We start from the raw sequence: 20,878 nt of genomic DNA on the forward strand, positions 1-20,878 counted from the left end.
CTGTAACGAGTTTTCCCATGCAATCGCGCCTGTCCGCCGCCCGCTTCGCCATGTTCCTCTGCGGATGTGCCGCGTTTCTGCCGCTTTACGCTACCCAGGGCATTCTCGCCGAGCTGGCGCAGAGTTTCGCTGTGGGCGCCCAGCACGTCAGCTGGAGCATCACCTCGACCACCCTGGCCGTGGCCCTGGTCGCACCCTTTGTCGGCGTGCTGACCCGGCGCTGGAGCCAGAAGACCGTATTGGTCGCCGCAACGCTGTTGCTCAGCCTGCCGGGCTTGATGCTGGCATCGGCCAGTGACTTGAACAGCCTGCTGTTCTGGCGCTTTGTCCAAGGCATGCTGATCCCGGTGATCTTCGCCACCAGCGTGGCTTACATCGGCGAGCGCTGGCAGGGTGCCAAAGTCACCGAAGTCACCAGCCTGTACGTCGCCGGAACCATTCTCGGCGGTTTTGCCGGGCGCTTTCTGACCGGGGTCATGACTGAATACCTGGGCTGGCGCGAAGCTTTCATCCTGCTGGCGACGTTGAACTTGCTGATCGGCCTGAGCATCCACCGGCTGCTGCCCAGCGGCGCGCGCCTGATCGAGATCACCATCGCCAACAAACGTATCAGCATGCTGCGCAATAGGCGGTTGCTGGCTGCCTATTTGGTTGGTTTTTGTGTGTTGTTTTCGCAAGTTGCCACCTTCACCTATGTCGGGCTGCATCTGCTGGCCGCGCCATTCAATCTCAGCTCAGCAGCGCTGGGCTCGGTTTATGCGGTGTTTCTCCTGGCCCTGGTGGTCACGCCGATTGCCGGCAAGCTGGCCGGCGCCCGACCGCCTGCACACCTGGTGCTGGTAGCCGGCGTGCTAGGGCTGTGCGGGTCCTTGCTGACGTTGCTCAGCAGCCTCTGGTGGATCGTGCTGGGACTGGCGTTGAGTTCCACAGGGGTATTCCTCGCCCAGGCGGCCGCCAATGCTTTTGTCACCACCACCGCGAAGCACAACAAGGCCGGCGCCGTAGGCTGCTACCTGACGTTCTACTACCTGGGCGGCAGCGTCGGCGCCTTGTTACCGGCGTTGCTCTGGGAGCGCTGGGGCTGGTCAGGCTGTGTGCCTCTGATCATGGCTGCACAACTGCTGGTGATGCTGATTGCCTGGTTTGGCTGGCAGCGCACCGATGCCGCTGACACAAATACGTTCAAAAAACCGCTGACCCATCCATAACAAGGACGTGAATACTCAAATGAACACCGTGATAGCCCTGCACAGCAAACTGCTTTCAATCGTCGAGCCGGTGCTCAATGACATGCCGGCCAGCACCCTCAAGCACGCGTTGTTCGAAGCGTTCTGGGCGGTTGAGGACGAGCTGATGGAAATCGAGAAGGCTTTTTCACTGCTCACCGAGCGTAGGCATTCACCTGCGGTGCTGCGCAAGTTCTTCGCCAGTTGGTCGAAAACCAACAACTCCGCGGCCAGTGTCTCCGGGCTGGCCAACCGCCTGACCCTGCTGGCCCGTTCCGATGCAGGCTCTATGGCTGCCGACCAACTCTATCGCGCCTGCGGCAGCCTGCAACGGATTACCGACGAAGACCTTGGCGCCCTGGGCAACACTTTGCATGCCGATCTGTTCTACAACATGGCGACGCCGATCTGTGGTGATGACCAATGGATGCTCAAGGCCAACTGCCTGCCTTCTGCCCAGTCCTTCAAGGACTGGACCGACCGCCAGCGCCTGCGTGAGCGTGACTTGTTGCAAGGTCTGCTGACCACTTTGGTGCATGAGGTCTATACCCATGGCGAGGTCGAGTTCATCCACCCGATGTTCAAGGAGTGGTTCGTCCGCGATATGGGCATACCGGCAGAACGGGCTCGAGCGACGGTGGCCTGGGTCACCGTGCACACCGGTGGTACCGAGAGCAATCACTTCGCCCATGCGGTAGCGGCGGTCGAGCAGTTTGTCGAAGCCATGCAGATCAATGTCGATCAGGCGGCGGCGCGGGAGATATTCGAGCGCTACCTGCGAATGAAAGCCGGGGTGATGAAGGAGTGTGCAGAGCTGCTGCATTAACCTCCGGGCGGTTCATTTCCGTGGACATGGCACCATCGTTGGCCGTGTTCGGCAGTGGTCGCCTGATCGGGCGCAGGCGCGCCCGTATACTGGCTGCGGCGAGCTGACGGCTTACTGATCCGGGGCGATGGCAAACATCAGCTGGTCGGCTTCCAGGTAGACGATCGCCTCGCGGCCAATGACATCCACCGGGCGGGCGGCCACCGCTTCATGCTCGGGGACGATCTTCTCCAGGCGCTTGCTCACCAGGTCGACCCGCCAGATACAGGCGAACCCACCGTTGTTGTCGAAGTACAGCACTGGCCGGGTCGGGCTCCAGGTCGGGTTGACCAGGCTCCAGCCGCCGGCATCCTTGTCCATCACCCGGTCGTAGGGGTTGCTGTCGCCGGTAAGGTGCGGGTAATAGATCAGCAGGCCGGAGTTGTCGTGGTTCAGGTCGCCACTGATCTGCGCCTTGGCAAAACGCTTGCTGTTGGACTCGGCCGCGTACAGTTGCGTTGAAGGTTGCGGCGTAGCCTTGGAGCCCAGTTTGTAGGCCATGCTTTGCTGCGCTTCGCCGCTCAGCTTCTGCCGGTAGTAGAACACCCCGTCAATGATCCCGGCATAGCGCCGGCCCTGATCGTTGGCGGTGATATTGTTCCAGCCATCAAAGCGCACATTGCGCGCGAACGGGTGCAGGCCAGGGCGAGCATCGGAGTATTCGTAGAGGGTGCCGATCGGGCGGCTGTCATAGATATTGCCGGGGTTGCTGCCTTCGTCATCCTGCTTTTCGGAAACGAACAGCACCACGTTCAGCACGCCATCGAGGGTGGCGACGTCCACCAGGTAGGCAAAACTGTCTTCGCTCATGTCGGCGACGGTGGCCAGGGGAAAGCGCTGCCACGGCTCATCCTCGACCTGGGTATAACGCTGGTCGCGGGGCAGGGGCTGCAGGCTCTTGGGATCAACCTGGGATAGTGCCGGTACTGGCGTCAGCAGCTTGATCTGCTGGTCGTAGGCGACTTCCAGGCAGGCGGCAGTCTCGCAGCGATTGCGCACCTCGCGCAGCCAGAAGTTCTCCAGCTCACGGAAAATCTTGCGGTCCTTGAGCGGCTTGTAGCGCTCGTTGAGCGTGTCGTCCTTGGCCGACAGCGACGGCGTGGTGCAGATGGCGGTTTCCAGCAGGGTACTGGCCTTGCTGCAGTCAAAGCCCGCGGCAACGGTTGCGGGGCTGTGCAGGCAGGCAGCGAACAGGGCGGCAGGAAGCAGGCGCGCGGCGGCTTTCATCGGACATCCATGTGAATTTGAGCAAGGTGCGGATGATACGTCAGCAAGGGCCATTGCGGAATCTGCCGCAGCAATGGCCAGCCTCGGGCTTCACGTGAACTGAATGAAGAAAAATCCTCCCTCGTCACCTTCCTTGCCGCGCCGCGCCTGGCGGTTCACATACAGGTAGCCGATGCCGTCCGCCAGCAGGCCTTCATGGGCAGGGCTGGCCTTGGCAATGTCGCTGTCCAGCAGTTGCATGAGGAACTGATAGCGCTGTGGTTCGTAGATCGGGTCCTGCAGCCACGAAGGGCGTCCCAGCGGCTTGCTGACTTCCAGGCCACTGTCCTCGTCGGCCAGCTCTTCGTCTTCTTCCTGCGCGCTGAGCGGTTCGAACTGAATGAAGCTGCGCTCCAGCAGCAAGGGCGGAACGGCTGGCAGCAGCTCCTGCTCGGCGAGGGTATGCAGAATGACGCGGGCATAACCATTGCCGGTCTTGTCCAGGTCATCCTGCTGGTTGACCGTGTAGTGCCGCTGTACGGCGCGGTTGAAGGCGCCGCCGTGCTGGCGGGCGGTGATGAACACGGTCAAGGCCATGCCGGCCGGTATGAAGTTGATCGGCAGGAACCGCTCGGTGATCGTGCACAGCGGAGTCATCGGTTCCTGGGTGTCGGGCGTCAATGGCCACAGGTCCAGGCGTGGCAGACGGGCGCCGCCACCGACCTGGCCGAGGCCTTGATCGTTGCTGCCAAGAAGGATTTTTTGCGAGTCCATGTTTAGTAACACCCCTTACGTTTGGCGAAGGATTCGGCATATCGCCGGGCGATGCGCAGTTGAGTCTGGGTGATTTTGCCTTTGCTGACCAACGAGTTGTGAATGGCTTGGGACATAAGGCGGATTTCCAGCTTGCCTCTTTTGAGCATCTGGTTGGGCTTGAGCCCCAATTGTCGCCGCAGGCGGTTTTCTTCAAGGTGAACGGCGTCGTGGTTCTTCGGCGAGAGCGCCATCGAAGGGTTGCCTTTGACCCGTTTGCCGGTGGCAATGCCCTTGTCTTCGAGGAACTTGTTGCGCATCAGTTCGTGGGCTTCGAGCTTGTCGCCGCGGTGTGCCTTGGCACCGTAGCCTGCGGTTTCACCCTCCTTGAGCAAGCCCCACGGGTCGATCCAGCCTAGTGGGTTTGGCGCGTACTGGTAGAGGTTGATTCCACCGGCCAGACCGATCGGGTCCGGCTGGGTGAAGCGGCCGATATCCGGGTCATAGAAACGGAACAGGTTGTAATGCAGGCCGGTTTCGCGGTCCAGGTACTGGCCCTGGAACCTGAGGTTCTGCTCCTCGATGAAATGCGCCTCACGCACTTCCTGCAGGGTATTGCCCCAGACCTGATAACGCGCCTGCCAGACAGTTTCGCCGCTGTCTTCGCTCAGTTGCCCAGGCATGCCGTTGAGATCGTTGTGGTAGTAGCGAACTTGCTGCTGCGCACCAGTGCCGTCAACCCGGGCCAGCGCTTCGTAGCTGTCCTCGACATACAGGTACAGGCTGGTCTGGCTGTGGCGGTGTTCCTGTAGCAGGCGCAGTCCGTCCCAGGCGAAGCAGGTCTGGTCGAGCAGGTTGCCCTGGTCATCGTACTCGCTCTTCTCGACACGCCGCCCCAGCGGGTCGTAGCGCATGTTCAGTACCCGCTCGCGACCGCCGTGCTGGCTGCGCACTTGCACCAGGCGGTGTTCGGCATCGTAGCTGAAGTGCTGGATGCCGCGCCGGCTGCTGCGTTTTTCAATCAGGCGGCCGAAGCCGTCGTAGCGGTAGCGTTTGTCCTGGTAGGTGAGCACGCGGTTGTGGCGCACCAGGCCCATGCCCGTCAGCGATCCGTCGAGCAGGTTGGCGGCGTCGTCGTAGGCGAAGGCTTCGCTCTGGCCCTGGCCGGCGTCCTGGCTGGCCATGATCCGCCCGCTGGCATCGTAATGCAGCAGTTGCTGGTGCTGGCTGCCGGGCTGCTGGTTGAAACGGCTGATTAGGTTGTCAGCCGGATCGAAGTCGAAGCGTTGCTGCACGGTGGCCGGCAGTTGCGGCGGCTGGAGGTTGGGGCGGCGCAGCCGTGAACGCAAACGACCGCTGCGGTCGTACTCGCTGCGGGTGTTGATACGTCCCTGGGTGCGCAGCACTTCGCGGTGCAGGCGGTCGCGCTCGAAATCGCTGATCACCTTGCCATCGAGGTTGAGCTGGTGCAGATGACCGCTGCCGTAGTACAGGCGGTTGAGCCAGCGGCCATCGGGCAGCTGGGTCTGGATCAGGTTGCCGAGTTCGTCGTAGTGATGCTGCAGCACTCCGCTGGCACTGTGTTCCTCCAGCAGTTGGCCAAGGGCGTCGTAAGCGAAGGCCAGTTGTTCGCTGTTGCCTGCCTTGTCGGTAAAACTGATTGCCGTCAGTTGATCGAGAGGATCGTAGCTGTACAGGGTTTCGCCGTCGTCGGTCTGCTTGCTGATCAAGCGTCCGACGGCATCCCGGCGTAACTGATGGATGATCGGTGCACTGCCGCCATGGGGAGCGGGGAGGTACTCCAGGCAACCGAGGTTATCCAGCGGGTCGTAGTGGTAGCGGCTGGCGCTGCCGTCCAGATCCTGCTGTTCAGTCAGGCGATCAAGCAGGTCCCAGCTGAACCTGTAGCTCTCGCCATTTTCGTTGCTCAGCGCTTGCAGGCGACCATAGGCATCGTAACTGAACTGTACCAGTCGACCATGCGGGTCGATACGCTGATGCACCTGGCCGCGACGGTTGTAGCGGTAGTGGGTGGAGTGCCCGGCGGGGTCGGTATAGCTGTTGAGCTGGCCGTTGCGATCAAGCTGATAGTGCTCACTGCGCCCATCGGGCAATTGCGAGCCGAGCAATCGGCCCTGGGCATCGTACTGGTACTCGGTACGTTCGCCGAGGGCATCGGTGACAGCCTGCAGATGCCCGCGCCGGTCATAGCTGAAGCGGGTCGGATACCCTGAGCAATCGACCTGCTCAATCAGCAGGCCCAATTCGTTCCAGCGCAGGTGCTTGTGCTTGCCCGCCGCATCGATGATCTCCACCACCTGGCCGCGTTCGTCATGGCGGTAGCGGGTGGTGTGGCCCAGCGGGTCGGTTTCGCTGCTGCAGTTGCCGCGTTGATCGTAGCGGTAGCTCCAGCGCTTGCCGGCCTTGTCGGTCTGTACCCGGGGCAGCGACCAGTGTTCCAGCCACAGGGTTGACTCGCTGCGGCCCAATGGGTCGATGCTTTCGCAGAGGTTGCCGGATTCATCGTACAGATACTGCCATTGCCCGCCCTGCGGGTCGGTGGCGGCCAGCAGCTGGCGTTCGTCGTTCCACTCGAAATGCCAGGTGTGGCCGAGGGCGTCGGTGTACTGGGTGATCTGGTACTGCGGGTTCCAGTGGCGGCTGCTGACCCGCTGCAGGCCGTCGGTGACCCGGGTGATGCCGGCTTCGAGGTCGTAGTCGAAGCGGTATTCGTCGCCGTCGTCGGTCCAGTGCCGGGCCACGCGCCAGTCGTCTGCAGCACGAGTCCATTCGTAGAAGCAGCGCAGGCCGCTGGGCAACTGGTGCTCGACCATGCGCCGGCCCTGGTCGTAGGCGAAGCGCCGTTGCAGCTGGCCAGCGGCATCGCGGACTTCGGCCAGGTCGCCGTTGCTGTCGTAGGCATAGCTGACCAGCAGCTCGCTTGAATTATCGCTGTACAGGCGCTCGATATGGCTGACCCGTGCCGGCCATTGCGCGCTGTAAACCAACTGCACCTGAACCACGTCGAAAGTGTCGCGCAGCCTGAGCAAGCGGCCACTGGCGTCATAGTCGAGGTAAAGGCGGTTGTCGTTGCGGTCACCCAGTTGCGCCAGGCGCAGGCGCTGCGGATTGTTCGGGGTCGGCTGGAACAAGCGATAGAGACCGTCGACGCTTTCGATCAGCAGCTCGCCATTGTGCGCGCGACGCACGCTGAGGCCTTCGCCGGCGCTGAACACGGCATCACCACGAGGGATATGGCCCATGTCGACGACCCGTGCCTGTTCGTCGGTGAACAGCAGGCGCTCGCCGCCTTCAGGATGCGCTTCGATGGCGACGAAGACTTCGTAGTCGACGCTCCAGCCAGCGCCAAACAGGCTGTCGCGGCGTTCATCCCGGCTGTTGTAGTAGCGCTGCCAGTCCAGCGGGATCAGTCCGGGCAGGCTGAAATCGAGTTCGGCTTCGCCGCTCAACAGTTTGGCGCCAGTGGGGCTGTGGACCGGGTTGGGTGAGCCGGCGATGGCGTTGGTGATCGCGCCGGTCACCTGGCTGGTGACGGCGCTGCTGATGCCGCCAATCGCCATGCAGCCGAACTTGCTGTAGAACTTGCCGCCGCGCCCGCGCAGCATCATCAAGGCGGTAATCGCCAGGCCGATGCCCGGGGTCTTGCCGCTGCGAATCTCGCGGACCACGATCGAGCCGCCGCCGATGCGCACGTTATCGGAGACCAGCCCGGCGTCGACGATCACCGCCTCGCAGGTGCTGCGATCGCCGCTGCGACAGGCCGGATGGCCGTTGATGGTGACCTTGCTCGAGCCTTCGGCCAGGTACTGCGGCGGCATCGGCGGATGCTTGCTGCAGAGGATCTTGTCGTCGTCGGCAGGCTCGGTGTTCGGCGCCGGGCTGGCGACCGTAGGCCGCCACATCAGCGAGAAAAAGCCCTTGGCCATGTCGAGGAAGCTTTCTTCCTCCTCCTCGGCCGGCGGCTGAGCCGCGTCGCTGCCGGCGGGCGCCGCGGCGGCAACGATGACACCTGCAGCGCGGGCGGCCGGTTTGCCATTGGTGTGGGTGTTCTTCGAGCCGGTGAGGATGTTGGCCTGCACCGAGGGCGGGAACAAAAAGTTGCCGATGCCCTCGCATAAACTGCTTAAGCCCTTGTCGGCCCCGGTCTTGCTCATGGCCACGCCGACCACAATGCCCACCACTGCGCCGAGCACGAAGCAGCCGAGGCCGCCGGTAGCCACGGTAAGGCCCAGCGCCGCGGTCACCGCCGCGGTGGCCAGCACGCCGATGGCGACGTTGGCGGCGACTTCCAGCACGCCGCTGACGATGTCGGCCATCATCGAGGTGTGCATCAGCGCGTCGCCCTGACGAGCGGCCCAAAGAGCGTCAGACATGCAGGGTGCTCATCAGGTCAGGGCGTCGAAGTTCAATGATTGCTTGATCGCCGCCCAGTGCGCCGCCTCGGCATCGCCCAGCGGTTGGGCCTTGACGTAGCTCAGGGCGAACATCTTGCGAGTGCCCGGTAGCACCAGGGCGAGCTGGTACTGATAGACCTTTTCGTTGCCCTTGCTGAACTGGCTGCGCAGCTCGATGCCGTCCACCGACTGCTCGGCGCCCAGGCGCACGGCCTGGCCAGGTTGAAAACGCAGGTCCTTGACCTGTTGTTGCAGACGTTCAAGCTGACCGTCGAAGTTGCTTTGCAGGGTTTCGCCGTCGGCCAGCAGGCTGCGGCTGACGATCAAAGATGTGCCGAGCTTGGCAAAGCGCAGGATATTGATGGTGGTGTCCTGCACCTCGACATCGGGCAGGGCAAACTGGAATTCGTTGAGACGATAAGTCATGACGCAGGAATCTCTTTATTGGCTGGCTTTGGGCTTGGGGAAGATCGCTTCCACGGCGCCATCGATGGTGCCTTTGACGCCTTGCCCGTCCGGAGTGGCGCCGGGGGCGCCGCCGATGTTCAGGTCCAGGGTGCCGCCGGTGTTGAACTGGGCATTGCCTTCGGCGTTGAGGTTGAACTGCACGCCGGTGAGGTTGATCTGGCCGCTGGCGTTGAGCTCGAGCACACTCTTGCCACACACCAGGCGCAGGTTCTCGCCGACCTCGATCAGGTAGCTGCGGCTGATGCTGTCGGTCTTGGTCGAGCCCACCAGCAGGATGTCGTCGCGCTTGACCGCGCGAATACGGTCTTCGCCGATGGTCGCCACTTCGCTGAAGTCCACCACCTTGTTACGGTTGTGGCCCACCCAGTGGCTCTCGTCGTTCTCGACCTCGATGTCCTGGTTGCGCTCGGCATGGATGTACAGCTGCTCGGCGCCCTTCTTGTCCTCCATGCGGATTTCGTTGAAGTTCGCTGGCGTGCCACCTTTGCTCGAACGGCTTTTCATCCCGCTCTGAGTGGCATTGGCCGGCAGGTCGTAGGGCACGGTCTGCTCGGCGTTGTACACCCGGCCAGTGATGATCGGCCGGTCCGGATCACCTTCAAGAAAGCTGACGATCACTTCCTGGCCGATCCGCGGGATCTGCATCGAGCCCCAGTTCTTGCCGGCCCAGGCCTGGGACACGCGGATCCAGCACGAGCTGTTCTCGTTGGACTGGTCATGGCGGTCCCAGTAGAAGTGCACCTTGACCCGGCCATACTGGTCGGTCCAGATCTCTTCACCGGCCGGACCGACCACGATGGCGGTCTGCGGTCCCTTGACCTGCGGGCGCAGGGTGCTGGCCAGGGGGCGGAAGCTCTGCTGCGCATCGATGCAGCTGAGGTTGCTTTCGAACTGTGCGTTGCCGCCACCGGCACCGGTTTCCAGGCGCTCCTGGACGACGTAGTAGCGGGCGCCGACGATCAGGTATTCGCGGTTCTGGTCCTGGCGGCTGAAGCCGCTCATGCTGAACAGGTTGCCGGCTGCCAGGCCCCGGGCGTTGCCGCGCAGCTCGATGCGCTCGTGCAGGCTTTGCAAGGCCTCGATGCGGGTACGGGCGTAATGCTCGCCGTCCTCGCTTTGCACGTAGGTGCCGGGGTAGTCGTATAGCGGGTAATCGCCAGCGGTGTGCGGACGCGGCATTTCCGAGCGCACGTCGATGCGTGCGCTGGGGCGCTGGAAGTCATAGTCGTTGAGCTCCAGCGAGCCGGATTGCACCTCCTGGGCCAGATGCCAGTCGTTGAGGTGGTCGCGCTCGCGATGCTGGCCATCAGGTGGAAAGTACGGCACCGATTCGTAGCCCGGCACTACCTGATGGGCGCCATAGGCATCGGCCAGCACCAGCACGTGACGGTCCTTTTCGTGGCGGAAGTAGTAGTAGATACCTTCCTGTTCCATCAACCGGCTGACAAAGTCGAAGCTGGTCTCACGGTACTGCACGCAGTATTCCCACTCACGGTAGGGGCGGCTGAGACTGTCTTCGAAGTCGGAAAAACCCAGGTCGCGAAACACCTGCTTGATGATCTGCGGGATGGTCTGGTTCTGGAAGATGCGGCAATCGGAGGTCTTGCTCAGCAGCCACAGCCACGGCCGCAGGGTCACCCGGTAACTGGCGAACTGGCCGCGGTCGATGCTCTGGCTGCAGCGCGACACGATGCCGTGAAAATACCGCGAGCGGCCCAGGTCCAGTTGCAGGCTCAAGCTCATGGGCTTGCCCAGCAACTGGTTGAGGTCGATGGACGAGTTGTCCGAGGTCAGCTGCAACTCGTAGTCGAACAGCCGCCCCAGCTCTTCGCCGCCACCCATTTCCGCCAGGATCAGGGCATCCGGGCCCAGCGGGCTGTTGATCTGCGCCAGTCGGGTGAATTGCTTGAATAGCATCGTTTATCTCGTCAAACGCGCCATCACGGCGCGTCGCTGAAGTGGTAGTGCAGCTCGTTGGCGTGGCAGCTGATGCGCACCCCGGCCAGGGCCTTGCCTTCGAGCATGCGCGTCAGGAACTCGCGGCTCATGTCCGGCAACAGGCTGTTGGTCAGGATCGCGTCGATCATCCGTCCGCCGCTTTCAGTCTCGCTGCAGCGCGAGACGATCAGGTCGACCACCTCGTCGTCGTAGTCGAAGGCGACCTTGTGGGTGCCTTGTACGCGCTTGCGGATGCGTTCGAGCTGCAGGCGGGTGATGGCCTTGAGCATCTCGTCGCTGAGCGGGTAGTAGGGGATGGTCACCAGACGCCCGAGCAGTGCTGGCGGGAAGATCTCCAGCAGCGGTTGGCGCAGTGCGGTGGCGATTGCTTCCGGTTCGGGGATGTTCTGCGGGTCCTTGCACACCTGGGAAATCAGCTCGGTACCGGCGTTGGTGGTGAGCAGGATCAGGGTGTTCTTGAAGTCGATCACCCGGCCTTCGCCGTCTTCCATCACGCCTTTGTCGAACACCTGGAAGAAGATCTCGTGCACGTCCGGGTGGGCCTTCTCCACCTCATCCAGCAATACCACGCTGTAGGGCTTGCGCCGCACCGCCTCGGTCAGCACACCACCTTCGCCGTAGCCGACATAGCCGGGCGGGGCGCCCTTGAGGGTCGAGACGGTATGGGCTTCCTGGAACTCGCTCATGTTGATGGTGATGACGTTCTGCTCACCGCCATACATGGCTTCGGCGAGGGCCAGGGCGGTTTCGGTCTTGCCCACCCCGGAGGTACCGGCGAGCATGAACACGCCAATCGGCTTGTTGGGGTTGTCGAGGCCGGCGCGGGAAGTCTGGATGCGCTTGGCGATCATCTGCAGGGCATGGTCCTGGCCGATGATGCGCTTGGCCAGGTGCTGATCGAGCTTGAGCACGGTTTCCAGCTCGTTGCGGGCCATGCGCCCGACCGGGATGCCGGTCCAGTCGGCAACCACCGAGGCCACGGCCTGGTAGTCGACGGTCGGTAGGATCAGCGGAGTTTCACCTTGCAGGTCGCTCAGGCGTTGTTGCAGGTCGATGAGTTTTTCGCGCAGCTCATGGCTCTGTTCGCTGCCCGTGTCGCGGTCGACCACGCCGACGTTTTCGCGCAGTTGCGCACGGGTGGCCAGCAGCTCGTCGACCAGGGTTTTCTCTTCGGCCCAGCGGCTTTCCAGTTCGGCCAGGCGCTCGCGCTCAGCAGCCAGCAAGGTTTCAGACTGTTGCTGGCGGTTGCCGATGGCGATACCGATCGCCTGTTCGCGGGCGATGATCTGCAGCTCGGTTTCCAGTGCCTCGATGCGCCGGCGGCTGTCATCCACTTCAGCCGGCACCGCGTGCAGGCTGATGGCGACGCGGGCGCAGGCGGTGTCGAGCAGGCTGACGGACTTGTCTGGCAACTGGCGCGCCGGGATGTAGCGGTGGGAGAGCTTGACCGAAGCTTCGAGGGCTTCATCGAGGATCTGCACCTGGTGGTGCTGCTCCATGGTCGAGGCCACGCCGCGCATCATCAGCAACGCCTTGTCTTCGCTCGGCTCGGCGACCTGCACCACCTGGAAGCGGCGGGTCAGGGCCGGGTCTTTCTCGATGTGCTTCTTGTACTCGGCCCAGGTGGTGGCGGCCACGGTGCGCAGGCTGCCGCGGGCCAGGGCTGGCTTGAGCAGGTTGGCGGCATCACCGGTACCGGCCGCGCCACCGGCACCGACCAGGGTGTGGGCTTCATCGATGAACAGAATGATCGGTTTCGGCGAGGCCTGAACATCCTCGATGACCTGGCGCAGGCGCTGCTCGAACTCGCCCTTCATGCTCGCCCCGGCCTGCAGCAGGCCGACATCCAGGCTGCGCAGTTCGACGTCTTTGAGCGAAGGCGGGACATCGCCGGCGACGATACGCAGGGCAAAGCCTTCGACCACTGCGGTCTTGCCCACACCGGCTTCACCGGTGAGGATCGGGTTGTTCTGCCGGCGACGCATGAGGATATCCACCAGTTGGCGGATCTCTTCATCACGGCCGACGATCGGGTCGAGCTTGCCGCTGCGCGCCTGCTCGGTGAGGTCAACGGTAAAGCGCTTGAGCGCTTCCTGTTTGCCCAGGGCGCTGGGGGCCATGGCACCGCTGGCTTCGCCCGGCACGGCGCCGGCATTGAAACCGTCGCTGGCGCTCAGGGCGTTTTCCGGCGAATCACCGACATACTCGTCAAAACGTTCGCTGAGGGCTTCGACCTTGATCTTGGCAAACTCCGACGACAGGCCGAGCAAGGCATTGCGCAGGCTCGGGGTCTTGAGGATACCGAGCACCAGGTAGCCGGTGCGCACCTGGCTTGCGCCGAACATCAGGCTGCCATACACCCAGCCACGCTCGACGGCTTCTTCGACGTGGGAAGACAGATCGGTGATCGAGGTCGAGCCGCGGGGCAAGCGGTCCAGGGCATCGGTCAGCTCACGGGCCAGGCGCGCGGGCTCAAGGTTGAACTGGCGGATGATGCGGTGCAGGTCCGAGTCCTGCAGTTGCAGCAGTTGATGAAACCAGTGGGCCAGTTCCACATAAGGGTTGCCCCGCAATTTGCAGAACACCGTGGCGGCCTCGATGGCCTTGTAAGCGACGCTGTTGAGTTTGCCGAACAGCGCGGCGCGGCTGATTTCACCCATGTTCCGGACTCCTTGTGGATTGCGATGCGGTCGCCTGCTCGGCGTAGTACCGAGCCAGTGTCAGATCCCTGGCATCGTGTTGCGGGCGGCCCAGCCAGGTATCGAAACCCAGGCGTCGACCGGTGTTGAGTTGCAGGGCGGGTATCTGCTCCTGCTGCAGGATCAGGTTCAGGTCCCAGTCCAGCTCGTGCCCCTGATGCTCGGCGACCCAGGCCACCAGCTCGCCAAAGGCACTGCCATCGGGCAACAGTGACAGGTACTGGTCCAGGCTCAGCGGCCCCAGGCAGATGCGAAACTTGTGCTGGCGGTCCCAGACGTGGCTGCCCAGGCACACATCCATGCCCAACTGGTTGGCGCTCGCACCCAGGCGGCTGCGCTCCGGCAGTTGTAGCCACTGACTGACATATTCCTCGATGCTCACCGGCACGCCGAAGTACGCCCCGAGAATGCCACGCAGGCCATCCGGGTAGCGGGTCTGGGCGGCGAGATGGCCGCTGTAGTGCAGCTTGGCGGTGTCCGGCAACGGGCCCTGGTCGCGCAGCGCCGGTGTGCCGCGGCCGCTCAGGGCGGCCAGGCGCGCGGCCCAGTAGTCGTCATCGGGGCGGTCATGGCTGACCGTCGGCCGCGCCTCGGCCCAGGCCCGGTAGAACAGGCTCAGCAGGCGGTGATGAAACACATCGAGAAAGCGCTTGCTGGTGCTGTCGGCGTTGTTGCGCTGGCGCTCGCGCATGTACTCGGTCAGGTGCAGGGGCAGGGGGCCGTTGGGGCCGCCGAGGCCAAAGAAGAACTGCTCCAGGCGCGCCGGGCCCTGCTCTGTGGCAGGCGTCAGCGATGCCAGGGTTGCCGGCGCAAAAGCGCAATCGAGCTGCTGGCCAAGGCGAACCGGCTCATCGGCCAGGCGCAGGGAATGGCCGAAGCGTGGCAACTGCGGCGACTCGCACTCAAGCCGGCGCAGGGCCTGGAAGAAATCGTAGTTCCAGGGTTCGGCCTGCATCTCGCTGAGGATATTCACAGGGTCGGACGGCGTCCGGGCTTGGCTTTCCATCGCATGATCTCGCCGCGTTCGGTGGTACGGAGCACCGTCTCGGTAAAGCTGTTGATCGACACGTAACGTGCCAGGAAACGCTCGAACACTGCACCGAGGAGGAACACCCCGGTGCCGCGGAAGGCGTTCTCATCGAACTCCAGGGTGATCTCCAGGCCACGGCCAAAGACGATCGGCCCGGGCATTGGCAGCCGTCGCGTGCAAGCCTTGCTGCTGACCTCACGCAGGCCGTCGATCTGCAGTTGCAGGGCGGCGTCATGGCTGTCGCCGTACAGGCGCAGCAGCTCGCGCAGAGCGGCTGCGCCCTGGCCCTGTTCGGTCAGCGACAGGTAGTTCAGCGACAGCTGGCTGATCAGGCGCCAGGCCTTGTTGTCATGGGCGTGGCTGGCACGCGGCCGGCTTGGCCCGACCAGGCAGCGAATGGCGGCCACTGGCGCGCTGTCGGCCAGCGTGAAATCGCTGCGGCCATCGCCAACGTTCATGAACAGCGGCAGATCGCGGTTGGTACACAGGGCGCTGACGCCCAGTTGGCGCAGGTCATGGCGGTAGGGCGCCTGCTGACCATCGACCAGGCTGATGAAGGTCTCGCTGCCCATGTAGGTCGAGCGGGTGCCGTTGCGCCGCTGTTCGCTGGAAAGCATGCGTGGTTCGCGGCGCACGATGTAGTACGCCTGGTCACGGCCATAGCGCGCTGGATCGCGCACGGCATAGAACGGCAGGAAACTCTGGTCGGGGCCGGTGCCGTGACCGGTCACACTGCTCAGCGAGTGGATCTCGAAATCCGTCGGCCGGGTGCGGTCAGCGATCACGTGGTGCTCGTTGACCCGGTCGCTCAGGTGGATCCGGTCGACACGGCGCGGGAACAGATTGATCGCCGGAGTACAGAAGGGCACGAACTGCTCGACGCCGACGCTGCCTTCCAGCGTCTGGTCGTAGCGCTCGAACAGCACGATCAGCTCCAGCTCCTGCCCGTCGCAACGTTTTACCGCGCGACTCAGCTCGGCGAACTCGACGAACAGGAAACGCTGCGGCAAAGCGAAGTATTCCTGCAGCAGGCGGTAACCCTGGAACGCCTGCGGGACCACCGGCAAGGCTGCCTCGCGGTCATCGAAGCCGCACGGGCGCAGGGCCGAGGCAGGAATGCGCTCGACCCAGTCGCTGCCGGGCTGGCGCGCGAACACCGCACAGGCGTTGCCCAGCAACTGCTCATAAAGGCGAAACGGCAGTTCATCGGCGCCGTTGAGGTACAGCGGCAGGCTGCTGAGGTCGAGCGCGTTGAACGGCAGCTCGGCGCCGGTACGCAAGGTAATGCGCAACCCGGCGCGGGCTTTCGGTTCACTGGCGGCAAGGCGCCCGAGGTTGGCTGCGGGATTGCCGAAGTATTCGGCCTGGGCCACCTGCAGCGGCCACAGCGTGACCGGGTGGGCACTGCGAAATTCACAGGGCGTCTGCGAATTGCGGCCAAGGGTGGCGCGCAGCACGCTGCCACGGGGCAGGGTGAAACCAGCACTGAGCGAACCTTCGTCAGGATCGGCCTGCATCTGCACCACGGCCATCGACGGCGTCGGTGCCAGGTAGTGCGGGTAGGCGATCTCCAGCAGGTTGTGGGTGAAGGTCGGGTACTCGGCATCGAGCTTGAGTTGTACCCGTGCGGTCAGGTAGGCAAAACCTTCGAGCAGACGCTCGACATAGGGGTCGGCGCAGTCAATGCCGGACAGGGTCAGACGCCCGGCGATCTTCGGGTATTCCCTGGCGAATTCTGCCGCGCTTTCACGGATGTGTTGCAGTTCCTGGTTGTACAGCTCGAGCAGGCGCGGGTTCATGGACGTCTCCGGCGCTCGGCGGGGGCAACCCGGACATGCCCGGATTCCAGGTCAAGGTCTGTGCGCAGCAGCAACGGCAGTGCCGCGGGCTGGGCCCACAGGTCGCCTTCGATCTCGAAACTCAGGGCGTTGTTGTTCATTTCCCCCGGTGCGACCTGGGCGCGAACCCGCAGGCTGCTGCGCAGGATGCGCGGTTCGAAGGTGGCGATGGCCTGGTAAATGATGCTCTCCAGAGCGCTGATATCAATGTTCGAGGCGCTGTTACCGGCCAGTGCCGGCAGGCCGTAGTTGACCACCGAGGTGCCGGCCGCAGTGTTGAGCGTGGCGCCAGCATCAAGCAGTGAGGTGGTATTGAGTAGCCAGGTGAGATCGCGCAGTACTGACGCCTTGAGCTGGTTCAGCGACAGCACGCGTTTGTCGTTGGCTTCTTGCAGGTTGCCGGGCTCGTCGTCGGTCAGACGATCGAGCAGCGAAGGCTGCAGGCGGTCACGTGCAGCGATTTCGGCTACCAAGGGGCGGCTCCGGTGGTGGGATTCAAGATTGCGTTGGCCTTATCGCGGGGCAAGCCCGCTCCTACCAGGTGGGAGCGGGCTTGCCCCGCGAAGAGGGCGAAACGCATCAGATCTTGACGTTCTGGCGCACGTTCCAGCCGTACTTGACCGGGCCGCCGTCTTTGGTGCCGTCAGCTTTCTGCGGCTGGTAATCGACCGTGACCTTGCCGAAGTTCAGGGTGACGTTTTCGGTCAGGCGGTCATCGCCGCCCGAGCCGCCGGTGCTCAGCGAGCTGATCAGCACTTCTTCGAGGTTGATGACCAGGTATTCAACCTGGCTTTCGCCACCGGCCTTGCGCACGGTCAGCTTGACCTTGTCGATGTGCTTGCCGCTGGAGCAATGCATCATCAGGTTAGGGCTGGACTTGTCGACGTACTTGGTCAGCGACAGGTCCTGGATGTTGACCTTGCCGGCGCCACCGCCACCGCCCATGTGCATGTTGCCGGACTGGGCCATGCCCCAGCTCCAGTTCAGCACATCGATCTCGTCCTTGTGGGCCTTGTCCATGGACTCGCCCTTGATGTCGCCGATCTTGATGAAAATATCAACTGCCATGTTGTCTCCAGAGTGTGGCTTCTACCACATTGTTTTTCAGTGCACGCCCCGCATTTGCGGGGCGCTTCAGCGAGCCAGGGCTCAGGCGCCCTTGGCCGATGGCAACTTCGATACCAGACGTAGCGACACGGTCAGCCCTTCGAGCTGGTAGTGCGGGCGCAGGTAGAAACGCGAGTTGTAGTAACCCGGGTTGCCTTCGACTTCTTCGACCACCACTTCGGCCGCCGCCAGCGGATGCTGGGCCTTGGTGGTTTCGGTGGAGTGGGCCGGGTCGCCATCGACGTAGTTGAGAATCCAGTCCTGCAGCCAGCGCTGCATCTCGTCCTTCTCTTTGAACGAGCCGATCTTGTCGCGCACGATGCACTTCAGGTAATGGGCGAAGCGACAGGTGGCGAACAGGTACGGCAGGCGCGCAGCCAGGTTGGCGTTGGCGGTAGCGTCCGGGTCGTCATACTCGGCAGGCTTTTGCAGCGACTGGGCGCCGATGAAAGCAGCGAAGTCGGTGTTCTTCTTGTGCAGCAGCGGCATGAAACCGTTCTTCGCCAGTTCCGCTTCACGGCGATCGGAGATGGCGATCTCGGTCGGGCACTTCATGTCCACGCCACCGTCATCGGTGGGGAAGGTGTGCGCGGGCAGGTTCTGCACTTCACCGCCGGACTCGACACCGCGAATCCGCGAGCACCAGCCGTAGTACTTGAACGAGCGGTTGATGTTCACCGCCATGGCGTAGGCGGCGTTGGCCCAGGTGTACTTGGTGCTGTCGGCACCGTCGGTGTCTTCTTCGAAGGCGAAGGCTTCCACCGGGTCGGTCTTGGCGCCATACGGCAGGCGCGCGAGGAAACGCGGCATGGTCAGGCCGATGTAGCGCGAGTCTTCCGATTCACGCAGCGAACGCCAGCCGGCGTACTCCGGGGTGGTGAAGATCTTGGTCAGGTCGCGCGGGTTCGACAGTTCCTGCCACGAGCCCATGCCCATCACGGTCGGCGAGGCCGCAGCAATGAACGGCGAGTGCATGGCGGCACAAACCTTGGACAGCTCGCCGAGCAGCTCGACGTCCGGTGGCGACTGGTCGAAGTAGTAATCGCCGACCAGGCAGCCATACGGCTCGCCGCCGAACTGGCCGTATTCCTCTTCGTACATCTTCTTGAACAGCGGGCTCTGGTCCCAGGCCGTGCCCTTGAATTTCTTCAGGGTCTTGTGCAGGTCGGGCTTGGAGATGTTGAGCACGCGGATTTTCAGCTGCTCGTCGCTCTCGGTGTTGTTGACCAGGTAGTGCAAGCCACGCCAGGCGCTTTCCAGCTTCTGGAACTCGGGGTGGTGGATGACCTGGTTGACCTGGGCAGTGAGCTTGGCGTCGATGGCGGCAATGATCGATTCGATCGACTTGATCGCGTCATTGGACACCAGGTCGGTTTGCGCCAGGGCCTGTTCGGCCAGGGTGCGTACCGCAGTTTCGACGGCTTCGCGAGCGCGCTCGGTCTTGGGTTTGAATTCTTGCAGCAACAGCGAGGCGAACTCGCTGGCTTGCTCGGTGGCCGCTGGCTGGGCCTGGGTATCACGCATCGGATCGGTCATGAGGCTATGTCCTGATTAAGCGTTCGGCTCGGGGTCCTGGGGCTTTGGCGCACTGGCCAAGGCCTGGAGCAGGGCCGGATCCTTGATGGCTTTCATGATGATTTCTTCGGCGCCGGTCTTGCCGTCCATGTAGGTCAGCAGGTTGGCCAGCTGGGTCCGCGCTTCGAGCAGCTGGTTCAGCGAATCGACCTTGCGCGCCACGGCGGCAGGGCTGAAGTCGTCCATGCTTTCGAAGGTGATATCCAGGCTCAGGTTGCCTTCGCCGGTCAGCTCGTTGGGTACATGGAAGGCTACCCGTGGTTGCATGGCCTTGAGGCGCGAGTCGAAGTTGTCGACGTCGACTTCCAGGAACTTGCGTTCGGCCACCGGCGCCAGCGGCTCGGCAGGCTTGCCCGCGAGGTCGGCCATGACGCCCATGACGAAAGGCAACTGGACCTTCTTTTCGGCGCCGTAGAGCTCGACGTCATACTCGATCTGCACCCGCGGCGCGCGATTGCGCGCAATGAATTTCTGAGAACTGGGGTTCGCCACGTTGTTCCTCCTGGTCGCAGGTGCGACGGTATTGGCGTCATCGATCGTTGCCGGTAACGGTGTTGCATATGTGCGTAGGGTCTGGCCCGCAGGCCTCAGTCGGTCTCAGGCCCGCGCAGGGTTTCGAATTGCGACAGCCCATCCGGGATCAGGTCGCGGACGATCGCGGCAAAATCGGCATTCACCAGATTTTTCGCGCGGTTCAACAGCACCGGCAGCGGGCTCGAGGGCTCGTGACGGGCGTAGTACTTGAGAATTCGGTCGAGGCTGCGCAGCACCTCGTCGCGGCTGGCGATATCGGCCGAGGCACGGGCAACGGGGGCTGCAGGAGTCGCGCTGGCAAGAGACGCCGGGCTGTCGGCTGCGGTGCTGACTTCGCTGACTTCGCTGACTTCGCTGGTGTCGTTGGCGGCTTGCTCGCTTGCTGGCGCATGTTCGGCGAGGATTTGCGCGGCCTGGCGCAGCGGCTGTTTCAGGGCGCTGAGATCAACCCCGCTGGCCGCCCCGACCTGCTCGTTGACGTACTGCTCGATTGCCTCGGTGGCTTCGCGGGCCTGCTGCAACGCCTCGTGGGTGGCCTGCAGTTGCTCGGCATCACTGTCGCGCAGGGCACCGCCGAGCTCGTCGGCATTGAGTGTCTCGCTGGCAAAGTGCTGCAGGCCGCTGGCGTGCAGGGCCGCGCGCAGGCTGACCGGGCCGAAAGCACGGGAGCGGGTCAGAAGGCTTTCGCGCAGCAGGGCGATGTTGGTCTCGCAGACCAGACCGGCGAGGGCGTTGATGCGCACCGTCGGGTCATTGTCGTCATCGGCGTCGAGTTGCGGGTGTACGTGCGGCCAATACTGGCGCAACAGGTCGTTGATCAGTTGCAGGGTGCTGGCAAGGCCGGCAATGCCATGCAAGGCCAGGGCACTTTGCAACAGGAAATGAGTGACGCGAAGGTCTTTGCTGCGTTGCAGCAGGGCGGTGCAGGACTGTTCGATCTGCCGCCATTGGGGCGGTTCGGCAGGCTGGATGGCATCGCCCATGACACGTTCGGGCTTGCCTTGGGCATCACGCTCCAATTGCAGGAAGTCCGGGTCGTATTCAAGGTCGTCGCCGCAAGGAAAGTTCTCCGAAACGGCAGCGAGCAAATGCGCTGAGTTCACCAGATATCGATCTCCGTATCGTCCCGTGGTGGGGGTAGCTAATGTGCGCTAATTGGATTTGTGACGTAGCGCACATATTTTGCTGAGTTGTCCTTAGTTG

15 protein-coding genes are annotated in these 20,878 nt (G+C 63.2%); 2 read left to right on the forward strand and 13 right to left on the reverse strand.

Going from position 1 to position 20,878, the window contains the following annotated elements:
* The first annotated feature begins 17 nt into the window (after positions 1-17).
* Positions 18-1,208 (forward strand): MFS transporter, encoded by a 1,191-nt coding sequence (locus CCOS864_RS02165; protein WP_115084869.1) that lies wholly within the window; start codon positions 18-20, stop codon positions 1,206-1,208.
* Between the two features lie 19 nt (positions 1,209-1,227).
* The gene (locus tag CCOS864_RS02170; protein WP_115084870.1) at positions 1,228-2,052 is read left to right on the forward strand and encodes a hypothetical protein; all 825 of its coding nucleotides are present in this window, start codon (positions 1,228-1,230) and stop codon (positions 2,050-2,052) included.
* A gap of 111 nt (positions 2,053-2,163) precedes the next feature.
* On the opposite strand, the gene CCOS864_RS02175 is transcribed toward CCOS864_RS02170, so the two are convergent.
* The 13 genes from CCOS864_RS02175 to tssA form a co-directional block, all read right to left on the reverse strand.
* A complete protein-coding gene (locus CCOS864_RS02175; RefSeq protein ID WP_115084871.1) occupies positions 2,164-3,318 on the reverse strand; it encodes a lysozyme inhibitor LprI family protein in 1,155 nt (384 codons plus the stop codon).
* 90 nt (positions 3,319-3,408) lie between these two features.
* Positions 3,409-4,071: a hypothetical protein gene (locus CCOS864_RS02180; RefSeq protein WP_115084872.1), complete on the reverse strand. Its 663-nt coding sequence runs from the start codon at positions 4,069-4,071 to the stop codon at positions 3,409-3,411.
* A gap of 2 nt (positions 4,072-4,073) precedes the next feature.
* Positions 4,074-8,444, reverse strand: coding sequence for an RHS repeat-associated core domain-containing protein (locus CCOS864_RS02185; protein ID WP_244211873.1), 4,371 nt, complete (start codon positions 8,442-8,444; stop codon positions 4,074-4,076).
* 12 nt (positions 8,445-8,456) lie between these two features.
* Positions 8,457-8,891, reverse strand: coding sequence for a DcrB-related protein (locus tag CCOS864_RS02190; RefSeq protein WP_115084873.1), 435 nt, complete (start codon positions 8,889-8,891; stop codon positions 8,457-8,459).
* A 15-nt stretch (positions 8,892-8,906) separates the two neighbouring features.
* Positions 8,907-10,850, reverse strand: coding sequence for a type VI secretion system Vgr family protein (locus tag CCOS864_RS02195; RefSeq protein ID WP_115084874.1), 1,944 nt, complete (start codon positions 10,848-10,850; stop codon positions 8,907-8,909).
* A 23-nt stretch (positions 10,851-10,873) separates the two neighbouring features.
* On the reverse strand, positions 10,874-13,552 hold the full coding sequence (gene tssH, locus CCOS864_RS02200; protein ID WP_115084875.1) for a type VI secretion system ATPase TssH: 2,679 nt from the start codon (positions 13,550-13,552) through the stop codon (positions 10,874-10,876).
* Positions 13,545-14,597: a type VI secretion system baseplate subunit TssG gene (gene tssG, locus CCOS864_RS02205; RefSeq protein WP_115084876.1), complete on the reverse strand. Its 1,053-nt coding sequence runs from the start codon at positions 14,595-14,597 to the stop codon at positions 13,545-13,547. The genes tssH and tssG overlap by 8 nt, the downstream gene beginning before the upstream one ends.
* Positions 14,561-16,420: a type VI secretion system baseplate subunit TssF gene (gene tssF / locus CCOS864_RS02210; protein ID WP_115084877.1), complete on the reverse strand. Its 1,860-nt coding sequence runs from the start codon at positions 16,418-16,420 to the stop codon at positions 14,561-14,563. Before tssF ends, tssG begins: the two co-directional genes overlap by 37 nt.
* Complete coding sequence (gene tssE / locus CCOS864_RS02215) at positions 16,417-16,932, reverse strand: type VI secretion system baseplate subunit TssE (protein WP_115084878.1); 516 nt, start codon at positions 16,930-16,932, stop codon at positions 16,417-16,419. Before tssE ends, tssF begins: the two co-directional genes overlap by 4 nt.
* Before the next feature lie 106 nt (positions 16,933-17,038).
* Positions 17,039-17,527: an Hcp family type VI secretion system effector gene (locus CCOS864_RS02220; RefSeq protein WP_115084879.1), complete on the reverse strand. Its 489-nt coding sequence runs from the start codon at positions 17,525-17,527 to the stop codon at positions 17,039-17,041.
* Positions 17,528-17,608: 81 nt separating this feature from the next.
* Positions 17,609-19,102 carry a type VI secretion system contractile sheath large subunit gene (gene tssC, locus CCOS864_RS02225; protein ID WP_115084880.1) on the reverse strand — a complete coding sequence of 498 codons (1,494 nt, stop codon included), beginning with the start codon at positions 19,100-19,102 and terminating at the stop codon, positions 17,609-17,611.
* A 15-nt stretch (positions 19,103-19,117) separates the two neighbouring features.
* Complete coding sequence (gene tssB, locus CCOS864_RS02230) at positions 19,118-19,633, reverse strand: type VI secretion system contractile sheath small subunit (protein WP_115084881.1); 516 nt, start codon at positions 19,631-19,633, stop codon at positions 19,118-19,120.
* 95 nt (positions 19,634-19,728) lie between these two features.
* The gene (gene tssA / locus CCOS864_RS02235) at positions 19,729-20,778 is read right to left on the reverse strand and encodes a type VI secretion system protein TssA (RefSeq protein WP_115084882.1); all 1,050 of its coding nucleotides are present in this window, start codon (positions 20,776-20,778) and stop codon (positions 19,729-19,731) included.
* Between the last annotated feature and the right edge of the window lie 100 nt (positions 20,779-20,878).

Origin of the sequence: Pseudomonas wadenswilerensis (genome assembly GCF_900497695.1) — a bacterium.
Taxonomy (GTDB): Bacteria; Pseudomonadota; Gammaproteobacteria; order Pseudomonadales; family Pseudomonadaceae; genus Aquipseudomonas; species Aquipseudomonas wadenswilerensis.